A 22,354-nucleotide genomic window follows, 5' to 3' on the forward strand; every position below is an offset into this window, starting at 1 on the left:
GAGCGCCGTTCACCGAGCGACCAACCTAGCCGGTGGCGAGACGACGCTGGTCGTCGCGGGCGGCCTTGAGCTTTTCGGCCACCAGGAAGGCCAATTCCAGCGCCTGCTCGCCGTTCAAACGCGGATCGCAATGGGTGTGATAGCGGTCGGCGAGGTCGGTCTCCGAGACCGCGCGGGCGCCGCCCAGGCACTCGGTGACGTTCTGGCCGGTCATCTCCAAGTGCACGCCGCCCGGATGGACGCCTTCGGCCTGGGCGATCTCCACGAAGCTCTTCACTTCCGAGAGGATGCGGTCGAACGGGCGGGTCTTGTAGCCGGTCGAGGCCTTCAGCGTGTTGCCGTGCATCGGGTCCGTGGCCCAGACGACCGAGCGGCCCGCCGCCTTGGTCGCCTTCATCAGGCGCGGCAGGCGGTCGGCGATCTTGTCCGAGCCGAAGCGGCCGTACAGGGTCAGGCGGCCCGGCTCGTTGTTCGGGTTGAGCACGTCGATCAGGCGCAGGAGGTCGTCGCCCTCCATGGTCGGGCCGCACTTCAGGCCAATCGGGTTCTTCACGCCCTTCATGAACTCGATGTGCGCGCCGTCCAGCTGACGGGTGCGCTCGCCGATCCACAGCAGGTGGGCGCTGGTGTCGTACCAATCGCCCGAGGTGCTATCGACGCGGGTCATGGCTTCCTCGAAGCCCAGCAGCAGGGCCTCGTGGCTGGTGAAGAACTCGACGCGGCGCAGGTCGGGTTGGGTGTCGGGCGTGACGCCGACCGCCGACATGAAGGTCAGGGCCTCGCTGATCTTCTCCGACAGCTCGCGATAGCGCGCGCCCTGCGGGCTGTCGCCCACGAAGCCCAGCGTCCAACGGTGGATGTTGTAGAGATCGGCATAGCCGCCGCTGGCGAAGGCGCGCAACAGGTTCAAGGTCGCCGCCGACTGGCCGTAGGCCTTCAGCAAGCGATCCGGATCGGGCTGGCGCTCCTCGTTGGTGAAGTCCATGCCGTTGATGATGTCGCCGCGATACGACGGCAGGGTCACGTCGCCGATGGTCTCGATCGGCTCGGAGCGCGGCTTGGCGAACTGGCCGGCGATGCGCCCCACCTTCACCACCGGCTTGCCGCCGGCGAAGGTCAGCACCACCGCCATCTGCAGGATCAGGCGGAAGGTGTCGCGGATGTTGTCCGCGTGGAATTCCTTGAAGCTCTCGGCGCAGTCGCCGCCCTGCAACAGGAAGGCCCGGCCCTCGGCCACGTCGCCCAGCAGGCTCTTCAGACGGCGCGCCTCGCCGGCGAAGACCAGCGGCGGCATCTGGCGAAGCGTCTGCTCGACCCGTTCCACGGCCCCCGCGTCCGGATAGTCGGACGGGATGTGCTTGGCGGGTTTGGCTCTCCAGGTGGCGGGGGTCCAGCGGGCGGTCATGACAAAGGCTCGATAACTTCAAAGGGCGGCGTAGATACCGCGTATGGAATAAAAAGGCAAAATCGTGCGGCTGAACACCGTCGACATGCCGAGACGGGAAACTTCGTTGTCGTTCTACCGGCTCGAAGCGCTGGATTTTTGCGCGATCCCGCAGGCGATGGCGGCCAGCGCGCCGAGGGCCAGCCACCACTCCTGCCAGACCCCGAAACTCAGGCCGCCGATCACCAGATAGGAGACCAGCGCCCCCGCCGCCATGGCCCCGTCCCGGCGCTCATCGCCCGTCCAGGCCACGACGCGGTAGAGGATCCACGCGAAGAACGCCGCCGCCAGGGCGGCGCCGACGGAACCCAGCTCCAGCCATAGCTGAAGGGCCGCGTTGTGGGTGTGCAGCGGGATGGCCGGGAACGTGCGGCTGGCGTCGATCCCCCAGCCGCGCAGGGCATGATTGACGATCTGGTCGGCGGTGAATGCCCAGATGTTCAGGCGGGCGTCCCACGACGGCGGGGCTATCACGTGCAGCCAGGCGAAGAAGCCCGATCGCACGCCCCAAAGCACCACCATCGGCGCGAAGATGAACAGCGCCGAGACGACTGGAATGAGGCCGCGGGCGAACGGCTTTCCGACGACCCGCACGCCCAGCCACGCCACCCCGCCAAGGACCAGGGCGGCGATCGGCGCGTCGGCGCCAGTGAAATGCGCGCCGACCACCGTGCAAAGCGCGAGCAGCGCGATCAGGATGTTGCGGCCTCGGAACTTCCAGGCGTCGAGGATGCGCGCGCAGGGCCAGAACAGCAGGGCCAGCGAATAGGTCGCCATCGAGACCTTCACCACGGCGAAGTCCGGCCGAATGGGCCCTTCGGTCACGTTGTGCAGCGCCGTGTAGATCGGCGCCTGCAACACCCCGTCGACGCAGGTGACCAGGGCCAGCAGCAGCGTCCCCGTCAGCATCACCCTGCCGGCCAGCCGCGCCGAGCGCTCGGACATGTCCCCCAGCGCCGCCGCCGCCACGCCGTAAAAACCCAGCTGAAGCACGAGCTTCAGGGCGGTGAACTTCTCGACGTCCTTGTCGCGGCGCAGTTCGGAAAGATCCGGCGCCGCCGGGCTCCAGTGCAGACTGATCAAGGCCCACGCCACCAGCAACACCAGGGCCAGCATTGGCGTCAGCGGCGGCCGCGACCGGGCAAGGGCCGGCGTCGCCAGCAGGCCGACCAGGGTCAGCAGCCCCGCGTACCACAGCGGGATCAGGTAGCCGATCAGCGGCGTCATCACCATCAGGAAGACGGCGATGGCGCCCAGCCAGCGCGTGCGTCGCTCCGTCGCCAAGGCGCCGGCCGAAACCGCCATTCGGGTCATCCAACCCCGCCGACTTCGACCGGTACATACTTCTCGCGCAGCGTGACCAGCTCTTCAGCCAAGGTCGGGTGGACCGCGCAGGTCGAGTCCCACTGCGGCTTGGTCACGCCCATCTTCACGGCGATGGCGGCCATCTGGATGATCTCGGGCGAGTCCGGCCCCACCACGTGGACGCCGACCACCTTCTGGTCGTCCTGCTTGACGACCAGCTTGATCAGGCACCGCTCCTGGCCGCCATAGAAGGTGACCTTCATCGGGCGGAACACCGAGCGGTAGATGTCGACCGCGCCGAACGCGTGGCGCGCCTCGGCCTCGGTCATGCCGACCGCGCCCACCGGCGGCTGCGAGAACACCGCCGAGGCGACCATGTCGTGATCGAAGGTCGTCGGGTTGTCGTAAAACTCGGTCTGCGAGAACGCCGCGCCCTCGCGGATCGCCACTGGCGTCAGATTGATACGATCGGTGACGTCGCCGACCGCCCAGATGCTGGCGACATTGGTCTTGGAGTGCGCGTCGACCGCGATCGCGCCGCGATCGTTCAGCTTCACCCCGGCCTTCTCCAGGCCCAGCCCCTCGACATAGGGGTCGCGACCGGTGGCGAACATCACGGCCTCGGTCTCGAAGGTCAGGTCGTTGCTGAGCGTGCTGAGCAGCGTCCCGTCCTCAGCCTTCTCGATGCTCTTGTGCGCGCAGCCCAGGACCACCTTGATCCCGCGCTTCTCCAGCTCGTCGGCCAGATGCGCGCGGACGTCGTCGTCGAAGCCGCGCAGGATGTTCGCGCCACGATAGAGCAGCGTGGTCTGGACGCCCAGGCCGTTGAAGATGCCGGCGAACTCGACCGCGATATAGCCGCCGCCGACGATCATGATGCTCTTGGGCAGCTTGGGAATGTGGAAGGCTTCGTCCGACGTGAAGCCCAGCTCCGCGCCTGGGAAGTCGGGTTTCACGGGCCGGCCGCCCGTGGCGATCAGGATCTTCTTGGCGGTGTAGATCCCGGCGTCCTGGCTACCCTCCTTGGGCAGCACCTCGACGGTGTGAGCGTCGACGATCTGGGCGCGACCGTGCAGCAGGTGCGCGCCGGCCTTCTGCAGATTGGTGACATAGATCCCCGACAGGCGGGCGATCTCGACGTCCTTGTCGTGCAGGAAACTCTTCCAGTCGAACTTCGCGCCCTCGACGCTCCAGCCATAGCCCTTGGCCGTCTTCAGCTGGCTGGTGACCTCGCTGGCGTAGACCATGAACTTCTTGGGCACGCAGCCGCGGATCACGCAGGTTCCGCCGACCCGATACTCCTCGGCCACCGCGACCTTGGCGCCGGTCATGGCCGCTAGCCGCGCTGCTCGAACGCCGCCCGAGCCAGCGCCGATGACGAAGAGATCGAAGTCGTAGTCAGCCACGGAGGCCTCCGGAACTTAAGAGAAGCATTTTCCGATAAGTGTGCGCGGTTATCGGATCGAAGAATGCTTCAGGCCAAGGATGAGCTTTGCCGACGGATCGGCAAAGCTCGAGCGGCTCTATGTAGGACGTCAGGGAACGAGACGCACCACACCCTCGTCCGTGCCGATCAGGGCCTCGTCGGCGAGATCGAGGAACAGGCCGTGATCGACCACGCCCGTGATGCTCTTCAACGCCGTGGCCAGGGCCGCCGGCTCGTCGATGCGGCCCGAGGCCATGTCGTAGATCAGGTTGCCGCCGTCGGTGACCACAACGCCCCGCTCGGCCATGCGCAGGCGCGGCGGCGGCAGGTCGAACTCGGCGGCGATGTCGGCCAGGCGGTGGCCGGTGTGGACGTGGCCGAAGCGGACCACTTCGATCGGCAGCTTGAACTTGCCCAGGACGTCGACCTTCTTGGCGGCGTCGGCGATGACGACGCAGCGGGCCGAGGCCTCCCAGACCAGCTTCTCGCGCAGCAGGGCAGCGCCGCCGCCCTTGATCAGGGACAGGCCCGGACCGACCTCGTCGGCGCCGTCCACGGTCAGGTCGACGGTCTTGACGTCATCCAGCGCCGCCAGCGGGATTCCCAGCTCGCGCGCCAGGGCGGCCGTGGCGTCCGAGGTTGGAACGCCGCGGATGTCGGACAGCCCGCGAGCGGCCAGCGCCTTGACGAACCAGGCGGCCGTCGAGCCGGTGCCCAGGCCCACCACCATGCCGCTCTCGACGAGTTCGGCGGCGGCTTCGCCCGAAATGCGCTTCTGGTCGTCGGCGCTCATTTCTTCTTGTCCTTCTTGGCTTGCTTCAAGGCGCGGAACTTGGTCGCCCAGCCGGCCTTGGCGGTCTGTTCGGCGCGCGACAGGGCCAGGGCCCCATCCTCGACGTCCTTGGTGATCACCGAGCCCGAGCCGGTCATCGCCCCGTCACCCACCCGCACGGGCGCGACCAAGGCGCTGTTGGAGCCGATGAAGGCGCCCTTGCCGACATGGGTCTCGAACTTCTCGAAGCCGTCGTAGTTGCAGAAGATCGTGCCGGCCCCGATGTTGGCCTTCTCGCCGATCGAGCCGTCGCCCAGATAGCTGAGATGGTTGGCCTTGGCGCCCGCCCCGACCTTGACCTTCTTGACCTCGACAAAGTTGCCGATATGGGCGTCGGCGCCGATCTCCGCGCCGGGACGCAGACGGGCGTAAGGACCGATCAGGGCGCCCTCGCCCACGGTCGCGCCTTCCAGGTGGCTGAAGGCCTTGATCACCGCGCCGCCGGCGACGCTGACGCCGGGACCGAAGACCACGAACGGCTCGACCACCGCTCCGGCGGCGATCTTGGTGTCCCACGACAGGTAGACGGTTTCGGGCGCGGACATGGTCACGCCCTCGACCATCAGGGCCTTGCGCCGCGCGCCCTGCCAGACGGCCTCGGCGGCGGCCAGCTCGGCCTGTGAATTGACGCCTTGCACCGAAGGCTCCGGCGCGAAGGCCGCGCGGGTCGAAAGCTTGCGGTCGTGGGCCAGGCCGACGACGTCGGTGAGGTAGTACTCGCCCTTGGCGTTGTCGTTGCGGACATCGGCCAGGATGCTGAACAACGTCGCGCGGTCGGCCGCCAGGACGCCGGAATTGCAGTGCTTGACCTGTTTGGTGCCAAGGTCCGCGTCCTTCTCCTCGACGATGCGCAGCAGGACGTGACCGGGCGCCAGGATCAGGCGGCCATAGCCGAACGGATTGGCGGCCTCGAAGCCCAGCACCGCGACGTCCGTTCCGCTGGCCATCAGGTCGAACAGCGGCGCGATCACCGGGGCGGTGGTCAGCGGACAGTCGGCATAGGTGACCACGACGTCGCCGTCGAAGTCGGCCAGAGCGTCCCTGGCCGCCAAGACGGCGTGGCCGGTGCCCAGCGGCGGATCTTGGACGACGGTCGCGTTCGGGCCGAGCCGCTTGCGCGCGTGCTCGCCCACCTGCGGGCTGTGCGCGCCCACCACGACCACGATCCGGTCGCAGCCCAAACCCTCGGCGGCGTCGATGGCCAGGTCCAGCAGCGTGCGGCCGGCGACCTTGTGCAGCACCTTCGGGGTGGGAGACTTCATCCGCGTGCCCTGGCCGGCGGCCAGGATCACGGCGGCGCGCGGCTTCATGGACCGGGGATCGGCGGGCTTGGCGGCGGGTTCAGTCATCGGACGGGCGACTCCCTCGGGGCGCGGTACAGCGTTGCATTAGCCGCGCAATTGGCCGAAACGCCAGACCCATGAGCGAGCTTCATGACCTGAACGGGGCGACAATCGCGTTCGACCTCGACGGCACCCTGGTCGATACGGCCCCCGACCTGGTGGGCGCGTTGAACACCATCCTGGCCCAGGAGACCTTGCCGCCCCTGCCGTTCGGCGAGGTGCGTCTGATGGTTGGTCGCGGGGCCCGAGCCCTGCTGGAGCGCGGTTTCGCCGCCGCTGGCGCGCCACTGGGCGCCGATCGCGCCCCGTCCCTGATCGAACGTTTCATCGCCGTCTACCTGGACCGCATCGCCGACGAGAGCGCGCCGTTCCCGGGCGTGATCGACGCGCTGACGGACCTGAAAGCCGCCGGCGCCAAGCTGGTGGTCTGCACCAACAAGCTGACCCATCTGTCGGTCGCCCTGCTGGACGGCGTGGGCCTGACGCCGTTTTTCGACGCCGTGGTCGGCGCCGATCTCGCCCCCGCCGCCAAGCCCGACGGCCGCCATGTGGCCGCCGCCATCGCGGCCGTCGGCGGTGATCCGGCCCGCGCCGTCATGGTCGGCGACAGCGTCAATGACGCGGCCGGCGCCCGCAACGCTGGCGTGCCCAGCGTGCTGGTCAGCTTCGGCTACACCGAGGATCCGGTCGAGACGTTGGGGGCCGACCTGGTCATCCACAGCTTTTTGGATGTGCCACAGGCCTGTATGGCGCTTTTGGCCTCTTGCCCCGCGCCGAACACCGGGCTATAGGCCCCCTCCTCTCGCGGATCGGTCCTTCTTGGACCTCTCCACACGGCGGATGCGTAGCTCAGCGGGAGAGCACCTCGTTCACACCGAGGGGGTCACAGGTTCAATCCCTGTCGCATCCACCAAAATATCCTTCAAATCGACGACCTGTCGCCGCCAGACGCCCCCGAGCGCTGGCTTTCCGCGATTTCGTGCCAGACAGCCTCGCCAAAGCGCATGAGAGCCTGAAGGGGCCGCGTTAACTCGCGACCTTATATGCAATATATAGGCGATAAAGCGGCTTATTCCGCCTAAACGCTCATATATTGCATCTTAAATCATCTCTAGTCGAAGTTCGAATTGAAAGTTATACAAAAGCCATTATATGAGTGATTAGTCGCAATTCAGCGCATAAAAGCCTACAAAGGGGTTCTTAGGTGCCGATATCGGAAATCACGCTCCGAACCCAAGTCCGCCAGTTGGGCGAGCGCCTGGCCGGCCACAGACTCAACCGCAATCTCACGCAGCGCCAGCTGGCCGATGACGCGGCTGTGTCGCTCAACACGCTGCGCCGCCTCGAGGACGGAGAGAATGTGTCTCTCGACACGCTGATCCGCGTCTTGTCGGCTCTCGATCTGGGAGACAGGCTGGAGGTGTTGGCGCCGCCCGCCGACGTGCGTCCCGTCGATCGCGTCCGCATGGCCACCGGCGCGGAGCGTAAGCGCGCTCGCCCGACCGAGCCCAAATCCGCCGCGCCCTGGACCTGGGGCGACGAGGAATGACCGACGCGATCGTCCGGCTCTGGGGACGTGACATCGCCGCCGTGACCTGGCCCGAGGATCGCGACCACGCGGTGTTCCAGTACACGCCCGAATTCGTCGAAAGCGGCATCCTGGTCGCGCCGCTGACCATGCCTCCACGCTCGGCGCCCTACGATTTCCCCGCCCTGCCCCGTCCGGCGTTCAAGGGCCTGCCGGGTCTTCTGGCGGACTCGCTGCCCGACAAGTACGGCAACGCCCTGATCGACGCCTGGCTGGCGCGCCAGGGCCGCGACGCGAACTCGTTCAACCCCGTCGAGCGCCTTTGCTACATCGGCGCTCGCGGCATGGGGGCCCTTGAATTCCACCCGACGTTGCTCGGCGCCGCCGATCGCTCGCGACGGCTCGAGATCGACGCCCTGGTCGAGCTCGCCAACCAGGTCCTTGCTCAACGCAGCGACATGCGGGGCGTGTTGTCGGGAACCGACGACCAGGAAACCCTCGAGGAGATCCTCCGCGTCGGGACATCGGCGGGCGGGGCGCGCGCGAAGGCCGTCCTGGCCTGGAACGAGGCGACCGGAGAGTTCCGGTCGGGCCAGGCGCCGGCCGCCGAGGGCTTTTCCTACTGGCTGATGAAGTTCGACGGCGTCAGCAACAATCGCGACAAGGAACTGGCCGATCCTCAAGGCTTCGGACTGATCGAATACGCCTTCTACAAGATGGCCGTCGATGTGGGCATCGAGATGTCGGAATGCCGCCTGCACCACGAGGGCCGTCGCAGCCACTTCATGACGAAGCGGTTCGATCGCACCGACCGCGGCGGAAAGCTGCACATGCAGTCCCTCGCGGCGCTGCGGCATTTCGATTTCAACGCCGCCGGCGCCTACAGCTACGAGCAGGCGGTGGAGACCATCCGCAAGCTGGATCTGGGCGCGGACGCCATCGAGCAGCAGTTTCGGCGCGCCGTCTTCAACCTGTTCATTCGCAACCAGGACGACCACGTCAAGAACATCGCCTTCCTGATGGACCGCGCTGGCCATTGGCGTTTGTCGCCCGCCTTCGACGTCGCCTACGCCTACAACCCGTCGGGTCCCTGGACGAGCACGCACCAGATGAGCTTCAACGGCAAGCGCGACGGGTTCGATATCGAGGATCTCGTCGCGTTCGGCGCTTTCTGCGGTTTCAAGCGGCGCAGAAGCCTGTCGATCATCAAGGAGATCGCCGACCGGGTCGGCGACTGGCCTGCCTACGCGAATGCCGCCGGCGTCCACGAGCCGGACGGCGGACGGATCGGAAAGGCCTTGCGGCTGGAATTGACGCCGGCGACCTGAGCCGCGCGGCGAGGATGGCGTGATCGCGGCGCGGCCCCTGCTACAGCCGCGCTTGTTCAGGCGCGCTTCATCTTGGAAGGCGGATGCTTCGGTCCGCGCGGACGGAAAGCCCCTGACGGATCGTTGATCGTCTCCGCCTGCCCAATGGCGACAAGGACCGAGCGATGGCGGACGGCCATTTCCCAGACGTCGAACTTCTGCGGCGCGAACTCGCGGCCCTGATCCTCGAATGGGCCGGGAAGGCCGTGAAGGACGACCCGGACGGGCCGATGTCGACGGCGCTGATCCGCGCGGTCGGCGAAGCCGCTCGCGACGCCGTCGCCGAACAGCATCAAATCCTGACCGCCGACGCCGCCGATCGCATCGCCGAGGCGCTCGAGCGTCGCGGTGACGCGCGCGGCGGCCTTTCGTGGCGCGTGTCGCCCTTGGGGCTCGGCGTCATCGCGGTCGCCGTGGCGGCGCTGCTCGCCGTCGCCTTCCTCCTGGGCTTGCGAGCGGGCCGAACCGAGGGCGCTCTGCCGGCGACGCCCGCGGCGGCCACCGCTCCGATCGCGCCGCTCGCCCCGGCCGCGGACGAACCGGCGCAGCCCTCCTCCCCGCCGCCGGCGACCGCGCCGCGGGCCGCCGCTCGCCCTCAGACCGCCGCGCCTCCGGCCGCCAAGCGCGTTTCACGGCCGACGCCTCGCGAACTGGGCCGTCCCGCCCCGGCCGGCGGCGAGCCCGCGTCCGGTTCGACCCAGCCGGTCGGCGCAGCCACGCCGACGCCGACGTCGTCAACACCGGTGACGAAGCCATGATCACCCAGGCTCCGCACACCAAGCGGCTGGTCTCCACCGCTGTCATCGGGCCGAAGGCGCAGGGCCGCAACTACGGCCTGCGACGTTACGCCGGTCCACGCCTGCTTCCCGAAAGCCAGGCTCGCCTCGCCGACTTCGCCCTCTCCCTGGCCGGATGGGCCATGCTGAGGCGCCGCCGCTTCGTGGCCATGCTGCCGCTGGCGGCCGATGGCTCGTCTTTCGCGGTGGCGCGCGCGCGGCATCTGGGCGAAGGCGACCTCGGCCCCGTGGCTGTCGCGCATCTGCTGATCGTCGACGCCGCCCTGCTCGAAGCGCTCGACTGGGCCTCGCCCCGTCTGCTGCGCCTGCTGCCCGAACCCGAAGACGCCGCGTTTGGCCTCGAGCCGCTATCCGTTTCGCCCGAAGACCTGACGCCCTCCAGCCCCCGCGCGATGGCCGCGACCCGCGTGGGCTGGGCCGACGTCGCCATCGACGTCGGCGAAGAAGACCCCGAGACGGCGCTCTGCGCTCTGGTCGAGGGCGTGGATCCGCCGCGCCAGCGGGCGCGGTTGACCGGCTGGGCCAGCACGAGCCTGATCGCGGCGTCCGGTGATCTTGACCCGGCGCGCACGTTCAAGCTCGTCACCCACGCCTCGGCCGAAAGCCCGGCGGCCTTCCAGGCCACCCACGAGCTGTTGTCGCTCAAGGCCGTCGCCGAGCCCTCCCTGGCCTGGAAGGCGTGGCTCAAGCTCGCCGCGATCGCCCAGCGCGAGCCGGCCGCGGCCGCCCTGCGCTCGGCCAAGTGGTCCCAGGACAAGGCGCGGCTCGCCGCCGTCGACGTGATGTTCGAGGAGATCGCCTCGGCCTGCGCGGAATTGACGCCCGCCGCGATGATCGCGCTGCTCCGCGCGGTGATGCGCCACGCCGGGGGCGAGGACGCGGCGAGTAGAGCGTTGCGCGACGGCGTGTCCGAAACGTTCAACGCCCTGGTCGCCGTCGCCGACTCGGAAGGCGCCGCCTTCTACGTGCGCGGACTCGTCGATGGCGCGGACTCCGTCGCCCTGGCGGCCTTGCCGGGTCTCGACGAGGTCATGGCCAGACCCGCGGTCTCGGCCTGGCTGGGCGACATCGCGCATCGCCTCGATTTGACCAAGGTGGTCGGCTCGTGGGCGACCAGGCTCGCGGCGGACCCGAGCTTCGCCGACGCCCTCGCCGGCGCGGGGTCCGCCTTCCTCGACGCCGCCCTGGACGCCGCCTTGGCGCGCCTCGACGACGAGGAGACGCGGCGGCTGGCCGGCGTCTTGCTGCGCCTGCGCTGCCCGTACGCCGCGGCCGAGGGCGCTCGCGTTCGTGCCGCCCTTTCGGCCTTGCTCGCCAAGCCGCCAACCAGCGCCGACGCCGCCCTCGCCGATCCGAGCGTCCTGACGGCCGCAGAGGCATTCGCGCCCGAGCTGGTGGCTACGCTGACGGCGCGGGCCATCCCCGCTGGCCTGCGCCAGGCCCGGCATCCGGCCGAGCTCACGCGCGCCGCCTGGGCGCTGGTCGCCGCGTCGAACGGGAGGGGAGCGACGCGATGATCTATTGCGACGTCTGCACCAACGAGTTCTCCGGCGAGGATTTCGCCGAGTGCCCGCACTGCGCCCTGGCCGAGGGTCGCGCGGCGACGCCGGCGGCCCGCGCGCTCGACACGCCCACCCCCGGCGTGACCATGGGCGAGGTGATCGACACCTTGCGCCGGATGGCGCCGTCGGAGACGCCGACCGCCGAGCCGCAAGCGCCCGAGGGGGTGAGCGAGAGCCTGCGCGCGCTCGTCGAGCAGAAGGTCGATCAGGCCGCCGCCGCCGCGTCGGAAGCGTCCACCTTCGCCGTCGCGCCGACCGAGGCCGAGCCCGCCGCCACCGGTCAAATTACTGGGCAGACCACACGCGAGCTCGACATCGAGACCCTGCGCCGCATCCGCGAGTCCGGCGTGTTCACCGTGGTGCTGCTGGGTTTTCCGACGGCCGGCAAGACCTGGTTCCTCAACCGACTGAAGTACGAGCTGCAGGAGGGCGACGCCTATGCCTGCTATCCGCGCCGCGCGCCGCCGGGGGACGTGGAGAACACCGTGCTGTTCACGGCCCACCGCTTCCGCAAGGGGACCCACGACTTCTATGTCATCGACATCCCGGGGGAACGGTTCCAGCGCGCCGTGGAGGGCTCGTTCCTCGGCGAGGCCAACACCCTGATGCGGCATGTGATCTATACGGGCCAGGCCTTCCTGACCCTGCTGCCGGCCGATGAGACCCTGCTGTCGGAGCTGGCCCATGACGCCCTATGGCGGCGCGCCGCCGGCGGCGGAACCGCGCCGGTGGACCCGTCCAGCCTGCCGTCGGCCCAGGCGCTGATCGACCGGGTCGACGCGCTGAAACGCATGATCCAGCAAGCGCGCAGGGCGGCCGACGCTGGCGACGCCAAGGCCCAAGCCAAGCTCAAGGCCCTGGTTCGCGAACGTAAGCACCTGTTGGAGGGCGGCGTCGAACAGGCGCTGCACCGCCTCGCCGCCAAGCACGAGGAGCTTGGCGAATACATCAGCGGCGTCGGCCTGATGGCCCAGTTGATGGTGGTGATGGAAGAGCGCGGCGGTCCCGACCTCGACCCGGCGATCGACGCCTACGCCGTGTTCGATCGCAGCCGCGACGCCGAGCGCAAGAAGCCGACCAAGCCGATGTTCATCGTCCTCTCCAAGAGCGACGATCTCACCCACCGTTCGGACGCGGTGCAGCTGCCGATCCGCAGGCTGCTGCAAGGCCATCCGCGCGCGGCTCACCTGCTGCGCGTGCTGCGGCGCGAACCGCGCAAGGCCGACGCCTTCGCGATCCTCAACGCCTTGCGCCCCGGCGTCGCCCGCCAGATCGACGAGTGGTTCGCCCTCGCCAGCTTCCAGTTCGCCACCGCCTTCGAGGGCGTGGCGCGCGGATCGACGACCATCAACTATCGGCTGAGCCACGTCGGGGTCACCGAGCTTATCCGCGCCCTGCTGCGTCTGAAGGAACACACCGAAAAGCGGCGCGCCTGGGAGGGCGTGGCGGGCCTGTTCCGGCGGCGTCCGCAAGCCGAAGCGCCGCTCGCGGAGCCCACGCCTTGAACCGGCGTGGCGGCGCGGGACCGCTCGTCGCCAGCGGTCTCATGGCCTTGGCGGCCGTGATCGCGATCGTCTGGGCCTTGGGCCTGACGCCCAGCTTCGGAACGGCCACGGTCGGCGCGGCGCCGACCCGGGGCGGCGGGCCGTGGATCGAGCGCCTTGGCCTGTCGCAGCTCGAGCCCTGGTCGTCGCCGACGCCCGCCTTCGCCGAACGTCTCGCGGCCTACGGCGACACGCCGCAAGGCGCGGCGCTCAGGCGCGACCTCTGCCAGGGCGCTGGCATGGATGGCGACCCTGCCTTCCGCGAGGCGAGACGCGCCCTGGTCCGCAACGACGCGGGCTTATGCGCCGGGCCGATCGAGCACGTGACCGCGGTCTCGCCGGTGATCGTGGCGTTCGGCCCGCGCCTCGGCTGGCCCGGCCTGATGGCGGTGTCGATCGTCGCTCTTGGCCTCGGGCTCTGGCGGCTTCTGGTGTTGAAGCGGGCGCATGACCGCTGGCGGTTTCTGGACCGGTCCACCTTCGGGGCGGCGCGGAGGGCGGGCAGCGGATGAGCGGCGTCCTGCTGGGTGCGGTTTGCCTGGCGCTCGGTCTGGCGTTCTGGCGGGTGGCGGCGGATGGCGTCTCGGCGCGGCGCAAACCCTCGACTAGGCGGGTTGCGGCGCTGATGGTCGGCATCGCGGCGCCGGCCGTCCTGGTCATGGGCTGCCTGCTGACGGCCGCCGTCCAAGGGCGCACGGGCGAGCTTCGCCTGTCGCTGCTGCGGCTCACCGCAGAGGTTCGCCAGTACCCGCTGCGCCTCGGGGGCGACGCCAGCCGCGACGACCTCGTCGTGCCCCGCCTGCCCGCCGGCTTGGCCACGGTGGAGCCCGACCTTTCCAGCCGCGCCGACACACCGCCCTTGGCCTTGGTCCTGGCCGGCTCCGACAAGGCGCCGCCGCAGACGGTGATCGCCCTGCGCCAGGGTCGACGCGTAACCTGGCCAACCGCCTTGGCCTTCGCCGAGGGCGACGCTGTCTGCGTCCAGGCGCCCTGCGAGCACGACGGCGCGGTCTGGGCCGTCCTGCGCGGACGAACCCTGGCGCCGGCGGATTGGCGCGACGGCGTGGTCGTGCCGCGACCCGGAGCCGCCGCGGGTCCGGCCATGCCCGAGCGCAAGACCCTGCTGATGTTCAGCGGCGTCAACGACTGGACCCCAGCCCAGGCGATCCATCCTCTGCGCGACTTCTTCCCGCGGTCCAGCGCCACCGGTACGGGCGGCGGCGCCGGCGGCGTGCTGGCCGACTGCGATCGCTGGCTCTGTGTCGGCAAGGGCGCGGCCCGGGTCCCGGCCCGCAGCTTCCTGTTTCAGCAAGGCGGCTTCGGGGGATCGGCCTGGGCGATCGTCCTCGCCGATCCCGGCGCGCGCGTGGCGCGTGGCGGCAAGGTCGCGGCCTACGCCCCGCCGCCGGCCATCCCGCTCGGGTCGGGGATCAGGATCGAGATCTTCGAACCGCGCTTCGTCGATGGCGCCCTCGACGGAGCCGACGCGCGCCGCGGCCGCCTGCAGCTGCGCCGCAGCCTGATCCTGGCCGAGCGCGACGAGCAAGTCGACGTCACCTTCACGACTCCGCCGACCGAGATCGTCGGCCGTTGCGAAGGCGGCGCGTCGTCGAACCGCCTGGGGCTCGAGGCCGCCGTCGTCGGCGGGCTCACGGCCGACGCCCTCCGTGAAGCACCGCCCCTCCCTCAGGGACCAGCCTGCGCCGGCTTCACCCAGGCCCAACTGGACGTTCCCGCCGCCGGCCCCGCCTTGCGCACCCTGCGCCTGGCGCTCGATCGACTCGCGACGCCCTGGCCGGCGGCGCTGATCGTCCTGGCCTGGACCGCCGGCCTCCTGCTCGCCTGCCAGGACCTCTTCCACCGCCGTCCGGTCTTGTGGACGATCCAAAGCGTCCTGCAGTTGCTGCTGGCCCTGCGGCTTCTGATCGGCCTCGCCGCCGCCCAGGCCGATCCGACGCTGGACTGGCGCGAGATCCTGGGCGACGCCGCCGTCGCCTACGTCGCCGCTCCGGCCGCCCTGCTGGCTTGGGCGCGAGCCGGCGAGCCGCGCAAGCCCGGCGACCTGACGCTCGACCTCGCGCCGCCGGCGGCCGCCGCGACCGTCCTGGCCTGGACCCATCACCTCAGCGTTCTGGCCTTGCTGCTGATCGCCGCCTGGGGACTCGCGACGCTTTGGCGCGCCGTCAACGCGCCGCCGGCGAAGGGCGTCGCCCTGTCGCCGTTTGGCCGCCTCGCGGATCGCTGGCGGCGCCTTGCGCCGAAGCCTGGATCGCCCTGGCGGACTGGTGTCCTGCTGCTCGTCGTCGTCCTGGTCGGCCGTCTCGCGATGGGAGCCATGGGCTGGAAGGAGCGCATCGATCTGGGCGTCACGGTGCTGGCGATCAGCGTCATCTACACGCCCCTGATCCTGATCGGTTTCGGCCGCCTCCTGGCCGCCTCCGAAGCGCGGCCGGCGGGATGGGTCCGCCCGATCGTCTTCTGGACGCCGCTTGTCCTGGCGACCTTCGTCGTCCCGTTCACCGTCCGCGACAGCGGCTACGCCCTGATGTTCCTGCCCATCGCGGGCGTCGCCGCCGGCCTCGCCTGGCGCAGGCGGGTCGCGCGGCTGCCGTGGATCGCTCCTGCCGCCGCGGCGATGGCCGCCCTGCTGGTCCTGCCGATCCTGGGCGCCGTCGGCGGGGCCCACGCCGATCGCCTCGGCCAGACCGCCCAGATGCGGCGCGGCCTGAGCGACGAGCAGGCCTTGGCGATGCTCGATAGCCAAGCCAAGGCCAGCCAGAACCTGCTACGCCTCTACCTGATCGCCGCGCCCGAGGCGCTGGGAGCGGACGTCTCGACCGAGGCCGAGGGTCTCAAGATCTGGTCGGCGCAGCTCTCGGACTACACCGGCTCGCTGTTCGGACGCGGCTATCTGTCTCCGGCCAACCTGACGGCCCTCAAGCCGGTGCAGGCCACCGACAACCTGACCGCCGTCCACCTGATGTCCCCCTTCGGACGCCTGGCGACCGGCCTGTTTCTGGGGCTGTTGGCCGGCGCGCCCATCGCTGTCGGATTCATGACCCGCTCGGCCGATCTAGACGCGCGACGAGCCGCCGGCCTTCTCGCCCTATGGTGCCTGTTCGGTGCCGCCGCCTACATGACCTTGGCCAATCTGCAGCTGGTCCCGTTCACCGGCCGCAACGCCTATCTCCTGGCCCCGACCTCCGGAGGCGACCTGCTGGAGGGGGCGATCCTTTTCGCGCTCGCCGTCTGGGGTCTGGCCGAGCGATCTCGGCAGACCAAGCGATGAGTCGGCGGTCCACTCCCTTCGCCAGCTGGACCCGGGCCCTGGCCGTCGCCGCGCCCCTGGCGGCCATCGTCGCTCTGGTCGCCGGGGCTCCGATGGTGCTGGCCGCCCTCGGCCGGCCGTCGGGTCAGGGGCTGGTCAGCGGCTACGACCGCCTGGTCGACGCCATCGCCCAGCGGCAATGGCTGGCGCTGCGCTACGACGCCAACGGCGAGCCGCGGATCGCGCTGCGTCCCGGACCGATCGGCGAGGATCGGCGTCTGCGCGCCTTCGTCAACGCCTCCTATCTGCGGAGCGATCTGCAGGATCCTTCGCTATGGAGCCTCAGCGACGACGGTCAGTGGGTCGAAGGCATCGATCCCTACGCCCACCACATCGACCGGCCGTTCTCGGGCGGCGGCGCCTGGAACGGGCCGATCCAGTTTCGCGGCGGGCCGACGCCCGGTCTGCGCCTGCAGCCGCTGGGCGACCCGCCGCCAGCGTCGATCGCGCTCGAGCCGCAGGGCGGAGCCGCCGCGACGTGCGACATCTTGATGCCGACACGTCGGGTCGCCGCGTCCGGGTCCCGCCGCGCCCTCTCGATCTGTCTGAAGGACGGCGATGCGCCCCCCCACGCCGTCGGTTCGGTCATCCTGGTCGGCGATCAGGCCCTGGTCCGCGTGCAGACCCCGTCGATCCTGGAAATCCGCGTCGGCGCCCGCGACGTCCGCCCGCGCACCGACGGCGACGTGACGCTGACGCCGCTGCCGCGAGGCGAGACCCTCACCCTGCGGACCGGGCAGTCGGTGCTGCGTCTGCGCCTCGATGGCGGCGCGGCCGATATCGCCCACAGCGAACCGTCGGGCGATCGCGCCTACTTCCCCGCGCTGCAGCCCCTGGCGCAGCCGGTCGAACGGATCATGGCCGGCCGCTCGCTCCGGCCCCTACGATTGTCGCTCGACGCGCGACTGCAGCAGGCGGCGCAGGACGCCCTGGCCGCCGGCGCCGCCGTAGTCCGCGCCAGTGCGTCGACCGACGCGCAGCGGGCGAACGACGACGCGTTCAAGGCCGCGGTGACGGTCATGGACACCACCAGCGGCCAGGTGCTCGCCGTCGCCTCCTGGCCCCTGGCCGAGACCGACCTTTCGCCCGCCCAGCGCCGCACGCGCCGAGGCCAGAACCTGATCGCCCAGAACCACAATTTCGAGCGCCTGCCCGTCGGCTCGATGGCCAAGGGGCCCTTCTCCCTGGCCATCCTCGACGCGGACCCCGGCTTGGCGACCCTGAAGATGCAAGGCGGGGCCACCGGCCGCATCCGCACCGTGCTGGGCATGGACCTCGGCGAAGGCGGGTTCGACAACCACGGCCTCGGCATGACCGATTTCCCGACCTTCCTGGAGCACTCCAACAATCGCTACGCCCTGGCCTTGATGATGCTCGCCTATCGCGCCCCCGACGCGACGCCGGCGCGGGGACGCCCCCAGCCTCCGCCGGTCGAGGCCTGGTCACTGGAAGGGAAAAGCCGCACCGACGTTCCGCCCCTGCCAGTCTTCGGCGAGGCGACCGCGCCGGGACCGTTCGGGTGGGTCCTGCGGCCGCCACCGGGTCGCGGTCCGGCCTGGCCGGATCGCCTGGCGAGGCTGTTCGACCTGGACGCCGGCCAAGGCGGCGGCTGCCGCTACGACGTCGCCGTCTGGCGCGGCCTGACCGGCGCGACGCCGCCGTGCGCCTCTCCCCTGGCCGGCGCCTCGCCGGAGCGCGAGCGTCTGGGCTTCGACGCGATCGCCTCCTTCCGCAACGACTATCTGATGGCCGTTCTCGGCGGCAGCCGCTCGACCTGGAGCGCCATCAAGATGGCCGAGGTCTATTCGCGGATCGTCACGGGTCGCCAAGTGCGGGCCGGATTCACGCCCGTCGCCGGCCCGCCCGCCGCGGATCTGCCGATGCGCAGTCCTCAGGTCCGCGCGACCGTGCTCGACGGCCTGTCCCGCGTCGTCAAGACGGGCACCGCCGCCTGGCTCGGCCGCGAATTCGCCGGCATGGGCTATGGTCCGGATGTCGCCCTATTCGGCAAGACCGGCACCATGAAGGTCGCCGGCGAAGCCCCCAGCGAACCGGGTGTGGCCCTGCTGCGACAGCTGGCCCGCAGTGATTGCGGCCTGCGCTGGGACGCGAACGCCGGAGTGCTCAAATTCGGGTTCGTCGCGCCGCGCGATCGCGCCGAGGCGACCCGGCAGATCCTGGATCTCAAGGAGACGCGCTGCCGCGTGCGTGTCGCCGGTCGGCGCGACGTGGCCGGGCAGGCGGCCGCCGAAATGCAGCGCTACGCCTGCGCCTATCGTCACTGCCAGCCCGCGGACTTCGTTCCTGAACCGGACGGTCGCGTCGTCAACCTCCCGGTCCGCGCGGTCGAGCCGCCGCTGCTCGACGGCCACGCCATCGCCGTCGTCGCCGTACGTCAGGTCGACGGCAAGCCGACGCGAGGACTGACCATCGTGGTCAATCTGCAGGACAAACGTCAGGCCGAGTCCCCGGCCCTCGCCGTGGCCGCGTCCATTCTGCGCTCACCCGCCGCCCACGCCTGGATCAAGGAAGACGGCGCATGAGGCCCGCGATCCGCTCCCTCGCCGTCGCCTTATTGTGGCTCGCCGCCATCGCGCTCGGCGTCTGGATGGCCCGCCCCTCGCCGCCGCCGAGCGCGGATCCCACGGCGCCGCGCTGGCTTACCGTGAAGGTCGCCGCGGACAGCCCCGCCGCGCGCGACTGGCCGCACTTCTTCGCCTGTTCGGGCCTCGCCGCCGATCCCGCCCTGATGCGCGCCACGCTCGGCCTGAACGGCGGAGGCGCGCAAAGCGTTTGGCGTCATGACGGGTCGGAGACGCCGATCCGCGTCGCCCTCGTCCCTATCGAGACTCCGTCGGCGCCCGAGGCCGATCGGATCATCGAGTCGGCGACCCGGGCCGTCGCCGACTGCGGAGACACCCCATGACGTTCCTCCAGGCCGAGGCGCCGCTTCGTCTGAAAGTCGACGGGTTCCGCAAGCCCCTGCGTCTGTCGCCGCTGCGCCGCGAGGGCGCCTTGGAGACGTTCGCCGTCGAGGGCGAGGCCCTGGAGGCCGTGCGCTTCGCTCCGGCCACCGCCGTACGTCAGGTCGGGGGGCGGTTGACGGCGATTCCCGAGGCGGTCGACCAATATGCGGCGGCGCTGGACACCTTCGAGGCCCTCGGGCGGCGGCTGCGAGCGGCGGCGCCGCGCGCGGCCCTGCCCGTCCAGGCCGTCGTCCGGGCCGCCGGCGGATGCTTCTGGCTGCAGCCGCCGCGCGGCCTTACCCTCGAAACGTGGCTGGCCGAGCACCCGCGGGCCGTGGCCGAACCGGTCGTCGCCACCTTCGCCCGTCGCCTGGCCGCAGCGCTCGGAGAGCTGCACGCGGCGGGTTTCGTGCATGGGGACCTTTCGCCCCGAGCCGTGCTGATCGACGGCGACGAGGTCCGCCTGACCGGCTTCATGATCGATCGCCGCGCCTTCTTCCGGGTGCTGCACAGCCAGCAGGGCCTGGTCGAACCCGGCTACGCGCCGCCGGAGGCCCACGACGGCGCCCTTCGTCAGCCTCTCGGTCCGGCCGCGGATCTGTACGCCGCCAGCGCCCTGCTCCAGCGTCTGCTGACCGGCCGCGCGCCGCCGGCCGCCAACCTCGCCGCGCGCCTGGCCGGCGACAACGCGTGGCCGGACGGTCTGACGGTGTCTTCCGCCTTGCGCGCCGGGATCGACGCGGGTCTCGCGCCGGCGACCACGGCGCGCCCGGCCGATGCGGCGGCCTGGCTGGAGGGCTTGGATCTTGGAGCCGAGCCCGACGGCGCCCCGTGGTTCGACGGCGTCGCGAAGACCTTCCCCGCGCCGCCGGTGGAACGGGAGCTCGACGCGCTCGACGTCCCCTCCCCGCCGCGGGCGGAGGCTCCGGATCCGATCGAGCCGTCGTCGGCGACGGCCGAAGCGCCGCTGACGCTGGCCCGCGCGACGCCGGCTCGTCGTCGGTTCGGCTGGTGGGCCGGCGCCGCGAGCCTCGCGGCCGCGGCGATCGCCGCCGTCGCGCTGGTCGGGCCCAAGCTCGGCTTGGCCCCGGGAACCGGGTCGCCCGCCCATGCGCCCGAAGCCGTCGCCCCGGCCGCGCCGGCGGGCTGCGAGTGGCTGTCGGCCGCCGACGGCTGGCGTCTGCGCTGCGCCGACGCGCCGGCCCGAGGCCTGACCCTGCCCGAAAGGTTCGACGCCCAGACGACGGCGCGGGCCGTGGCTGGCGAGCCGGCCGCCATGGAGCGCCTCGGCGCCTTCTACCGGCTGCGGGCCGGCGAGACGGCCAATCCCGACCGAGGCGCCTATGCCTACCAGGCCCTGGATTGGCTGCAGCGAGCCGCCGCGGCCGGCGATGATGGTCGTCCCGACACGGCGCGGGCGCGCGACGACGCGGCGCTGGCTCTGGGCCAGATGCTGGCGCACGGCGAGGGCGGCCGCGCCCCGGATCCCGTCGCCGCCGAAATGCGCCTTCGCCAAGCCGCCGCCGGCAGCCGCGCCGACGCCGTGCTGGCCCTCGGTCAGTTCGTGGAGTCACAAGCGGGCGGCGACGCTGACCGATTGAGGGAGGCGCGCGGCCTCTATGCCCGCGTGGCCCAACTGGGCGACGGTTCGGTCCTGCAGCGCGAGGGCGAGCGCGGCGTGGCCCGCGTCGACGCGGCCCTGACGCCGGTCGCGGTCGAGGCCAAGCCCAAGCCGCCGGTCGAGAGAAAGTCGGAGCCGCCCGCTCCCGCGCCCAAATCCGCTCCTAAGCCCGCGCCCAAGTCCCCTGCGCCCAAACCCAAGACGCGACCGGCCGAGCCGCCCGTCAAAGTCGCCCCAAAGCCGCCGGCCGCCAAGGCGACGCCGCCCAGAGCCGCCCCGCCGCTCGTCCGCGCCCCGCCAAGACTCCCGACGCCGGCGCCCCGCCGTTCCGCCACGGCCACGCCCGCCCCGGTCCTACGGACGTGGACGGCGTCGACCTTCGTTCAAGTCGACCCGACGAAGAACTTCCAGCCTTCCGTGGAATTGGCCGGCCGGGCCGCCTGCGACAGCGAGGGCGGCGAGACGCTGGCGGTGCGTAGCGGCGACATCTTCTGCCCCAACGGCGTCAACTATTGCCAGGTGCGCGCTGTCGCCACCTGCCAAGGAACCAGACCATGATCCGAGCAACGCGCTCTCTCGCGGTGGCGACCGCCGCCGTGCTCCTCGCCGCCGCGTCCCAGGCGCAGGCCCAAAGCGCCTTCCGGGGTGATTGCGAACAGGCTCGACGGTTCGCCGACTCCCTCGCCTTCAAGGCTTCGTATCGAGGGGTGCAGCGCATGACGCCGCCGGCCGCCGATCGGTGCGGTCGGGATGTGGTCGCCGTCTACGACTTGAAGCGGCGCAACGAGGCCAACGCCAATTACGACCTGATCGGGCGGTACTATTATCTCTGGCCGGACAACGCCGCCTGCCGTGAGGAGGTCCACGATCGCCTGCGCGGCGTCGCGCGGATCACGCAGGAGGTCGTGCCCAACGGTCTGCTCTGCGAAGTGCAGCTGCGCCTCGACTTCGACGTGGCCGACGACGAGAAGTACGGTCCTAATCGGTTCTCCAAGCTCATCACCGTGGTCGGCGCTGACACCTCGCGCTTCGCCGCCACCGCACCGGGCGAGACCGGGGCGACGGTCTTCTACGAAGCCCCGGCCCATGCCGCCGATCGCGCCGCCGGTCCGGCGGACGACAACAGCGATGTGGTCAGCGACCGCGGCGAAGCGCGGCCGCCCGCCACCGCCCCGTACGCGCCCAACCGCCGGCAGTTCTTCGACCGGCGCGTGGGTCGGTTCTATTTCTACGATCCGGTGCGCGACGCCTATTTCTGGGAAGACGGGGAGTTGCGCGACTAAGGCTTGGC

Annotated in this window: 17 protein-coding genes and 1 tRNA gene; 13 read left to right on the forward strand and 5 right to left on the reverse strand. The window is 70.7% G+C overall.

From position 1 onward, the window contains the following. Positions 1 to 25: 25 nt before the first annotated feature. The 5 genes from ABIC66_RS07525 to glmU form a co-directional block, all read right to left on the reverse strand. Positions 26 to 1,405, reverse strand: coding sequence for a class II 3-deoxy-7-phosphoheptulonate synthase (locus ABIC66_RS07525; RefSeq protein WP_354069049.1), 1,380 nt, complete (start codon positions 1,403 to 1,405; stop codon positions 26 to 28). 114 nt (positions 1,406 to 1,519) lie between these two features. Further along, positions 1,520 to 2,749, reverse strand: a complete 1,230-nt coding sequence (locus tag ABIC66_RS07530) for an O-antigen ligase family protein (RefSeq protein WP_354069051.1) — start codon at positions 2,747 to 2,749, stop codon at positions 1,520 to 1,522. A gap of 5 nt (positions 2,750 to 2,754) precedes the next feature. After that, positions 2,755 to 4,155 carry a glutathione-disulfide reductase gene (gor, locus tag ABIC66_RS07535; protein ID WP_354069053.1) on the reverse strand — a complete coding sequence of 467 codons (1,401 nt, stop codon included), beginning with the start codon at positions 4,153 to 4,155 and terminating at the stop codon, positions 2,755 to 2,757. Positions 4,156 to 4,284: 129 nt separating this feature from the next. After that, positions 4,285 to 4,968 (reverse strand): ribose-5-phosphate isomerase RpiA, encoded by a 684-nt coding sequence (gene rpiA / locus ABIC66_RS07540; RefSeq protein ID WP_354069055.1) that lies wholly within the window; start codon positions 4,966 to 4,968, stop codon positions 4,285 to 4,287. Then, positions 4,965 to 6,317, reverse strand: coding sequence for a bifunctional UDP-N-acetylglucosamine diphosphorylase/glucosamine-1-phosphate N-acetyltransferase GlmU (glmU, locus tag ABIC66_RS07545; RefSeq protein WP_502910331.1), 1,353 nt, complete (start codon positions 6,315 to 6,317; stop codon positions 4,965 to 4,967). The genes rpiA and glmU overlap by 4 nt, the downstream gene beginning before the upstream one ends. A gap of 110 nt (positions 6,318 to 6,427) precedes the next feature. Here glmU and ABIC66_RS07550 point away from each other — a divergent pair, with 110 nt between their 5' ends. From ABIC66_RS07550 to ABIC66_RS07610, 13 genes are all read left to right on the forward strand, one after another. Continuing rightward, positions 6,428 to 7,141 (forward strand): HAD-IA family hydrolase, encoded by a 714-nt coding sequence (locus ABIC66_RS07550; protein WP_354069058.1) that lies wholly within the window; start codon positions 6,428 to 6,430, stop codon positions 7,139 to 7,141. 47 nt (positions 7,142 to 7,188) lie between these two features. Next, a tRNA-Val gene (locus ABIC66_RS07555) sits at positions 7,189 to 7,263 on the forward strand. Positions 7,264 to 7,554: 291 nt separating this feature from the next. Continuing rightward, a complete protein-coding gene (locus ABIC66_RS07560) occupies positions 7,555 to 7,899 on the forward strand; it encodes a helix-turn-helix domain-containing protein (protein WP_354069060.1) in 345 nt (114 codons plus the stop codon). After that, the gene (locus ABIC66_RS07565) at positions 7,896 to 9,206 is read left to right on the forward strand and encodes a type II toxin-antitoxin system HipA family toxin (protein ID WP_354069062.1); all 1,311 of its coding nucleotides are present in this window, start codon (positions 7,896 to 7,898) and stop codon (positions 9,204 to 9,206) included. Before ABIC66_RS07560 ends, ABIC66_RS07565 begins: the two co-directional genes overlap by 4 nt. A gap of 164 nt (positions 9,207 to 9,370) precedes the next feature. Beyond that, on the forward strand, positions 9,371 to 10,003 hold the full coding sequence (locus ABIC66_RS07570) for a hypothetical protein (RefSeq protein ID WP_354069064.1): 633 nt from the start codon (positions 9,371 to 9,373) through the stop codon (positions 10,001 to 10,003). Beyond that, on the forward strand, positions 10,000 to 11,559 hold the full coding sequence (locus ABIC66_RS07575; protein WP_354069066.1) for an amino acid adenylation domain-containing protein: 1,560 nt from the start codon (positions 10,000 to 10,002) through the stop codon (positions 11,557 to 11,559). Before ABIC66_RS07570 ends, ABIC66_RS07575 begins: the two co-directional genes overlap by 4 nt. Next, on the forward strand, positions 11,556 to 13,109 hold the full coding sequence (locus tag ABIC66_RS07580) for a hypothetical protein (protein WP_354069068.1): 1,554 nt from the start codon (positions 11,556 to 11,558) through the stop codon (positions 13,107 to 13,109). Before ABIC66_RS07575 ends, ABIC66_RS07580 begins: the two co-directional genes overlap by 4 nt. After that, a complete protein-coding gene (locus ABIC66_RS07585) occupies positions 13,106 to 13,660 on the forward strand; it encodes a hypothetical protein (RefSeq protein ID WP_354069069.1) in 555 nt (184 codons plus the stop codon). Before ABIC66_RS07580 ends, ABIC66_RS07585 begins: the two co-directional genes overlap by 4 nt. Continuing rightward, positions 13,657 to 16,437: a hypothetical protein gene (locus ABIC66_RS07590; protein WP_354069071.1), complete on the forward strand. Its 2,781-nt coding sequence runs from the start codon at positions 13,657 to 13,659 to the stop codon at positions 16,435 to 16,437. The genes ABIC66_RS07585 and ABIC66_RS07590 overlap by 4 nt, the downstream gene beginning before the upstream one ends. Continuing rightward, positions 16,434 to 19,019, forward strand: coding sequence for a penicillin-binding protein 2 (locus ABIC66_RS07595; RefSeq protein WP_354069073.1), 2,586 nt, complete (start codon positions 16,434 to 16,436; stop codon positions 19,017 to 19,019). The genes ABIC66_RS07590 and ABIC66_RS07595 overlap by 4 nt, the downstream gene beginning before the upstream one ends. After that, a complete protein-coding gene (locus ABIC66_RS07600) occupies positions 19,016 to 19,402 on the forward strand; it encodes a hypothetical protein (RefSeq protein WP_354069075.1) in 387 nt (128 codons plus the stop codon). The genes ABIC66_RS07595 and ABIC66_RS07600 overlap by 4 nt, the downstream gene beginning before the upstream one ends. After that, a complete protein-coding gene (locus ABIC66_RS07605) occupies positions 19,399 to 21,621 on the forward strand; it encodes a hypothetical protein (protein ID WP_354069077.1) in 2,223 nt (740 codons plus the stop codon). Before ABIC66_RS07600 ends, ABIC66_RS07605 begins: the two co-directional genes overlap by 4 nt. Beyond that, entirely contained in the window at positions 21,618 to 22,346 is a 729-nt protein-coding gene (locus ABIC66_RS07610; protein ID WP_354069079.1) for a hypothetical protein, read from the forward strand. Before ABIC66_RS07605 ends, ABIC66_RS07610 begins: the two co-directional genes overlap by 4 nt. Positions 22,347 to 22,354: the final 8 nt, after the last annotated feature.

This window comes from Caulobacter sp. 1776 (assembly GCF_040545685.1).
Lineage (GTDB): Bacteria > Pseudomonadota > Alphaproteobacteria > Caulobacterales > Caulobacteraceae > Caulobacter.

Coding starts and splice junctions, on each gene's coding strand:
- ABIC66_RS07525 (WP_354069049.1), bottom strand. CDS start 1,405: ATGACCGCCCGCTGGACCCCCGCCACCTGGAGAGCCAAACCCGCCAAG.
- ABIC66_RS07530 (WP_354069051.1), bottom strand. CDS start 2,749: ATGGCGGTTTCGGCCGGCGCCTTGGCGACGGAGCGACGCACGCGCTGG.
- rpiA (WP_354069055.1), bottom strand. CDS start 4,968: ATGAGCGCCGACGACCAGAAGCGCATTTCGGGCGAAGCCGCCGCCGAA.
- glmU (WP_502910331.1), bottom strand. CDS start 6,317: ATGAAGCCGCGCGCCGCCGTGATCCTGGCCGCCGGCCAGGGCACGCGG.
- ABIC66_RS07550 (WP_354069058.1), top strand. CDS start 6,428: ATGAGCGAGCTTCATGACCTGAACGGGGCGACAATCGCGTTCGACCTC.
- ABIC66_RS07565 (WP_354069062.1), top strand. CDS start 7,896: ATGACCGACGCGATCGTCCGGCTCTGGGGACGTGACATCGCCGCCGTG.
- ABIC66_RS07570 (WP_354069064.1), top strand. CDS start 9,371: ATGGCGGACGGCCATTTCCCAGACGTCGAACTTCTGCGGCGCGAACTC.
- ABIC66_RS07575 (WP_354069066.1), top strand. CDS start 10,000: ATGATCACCCAGGCTCCGCACACCAAGCGGCTGGTCTCCACCGCTGTC.
- ABIC66_RS07580 (WP_354069068.1), top strand. CDS start 11,556: ATGATCTATTGCGACGTCTGCACCAACGAGTTCTCCGGCGAGGATTTC.
- ABIC66_RS07590 (WP_354069071.1), top strand. CDS start 13,657: ATGAGCGGCGTCCTGCTGGGTGCGGTTTGCCTGGCGCTCGGTCTGGCG.
- ABIC66_RS07595 (WP_354069073.1), top strand. CDS start 16,434: ATGAGTCGGCGGTCCACTCCCTTCGCCAGCTGGACCCGGGCCCTGGCC.
- ABIC66_RS07600 (WP_354069075.1), top strand. CDS start 19,016: ATGAGGCCCGCGATCCGCTCCCTCGCCGTCGCCTTATTGTGGCTCGCC.
- ABIC66_RS07605 (WP_354069077.1), top strand. CDS start 19,399: ATGACGTTCCTCCAGGCCGAGGCGCCGCTTCGTCTGAAAGTCGACGGG.
- ABIC66_RS07610 (WP_354069079.1), top strand. CDS start 21,618: ATGATCCGAGCAACGCGCTCTCTCGCGGTGGCGACCGCCGCCGTGCTC.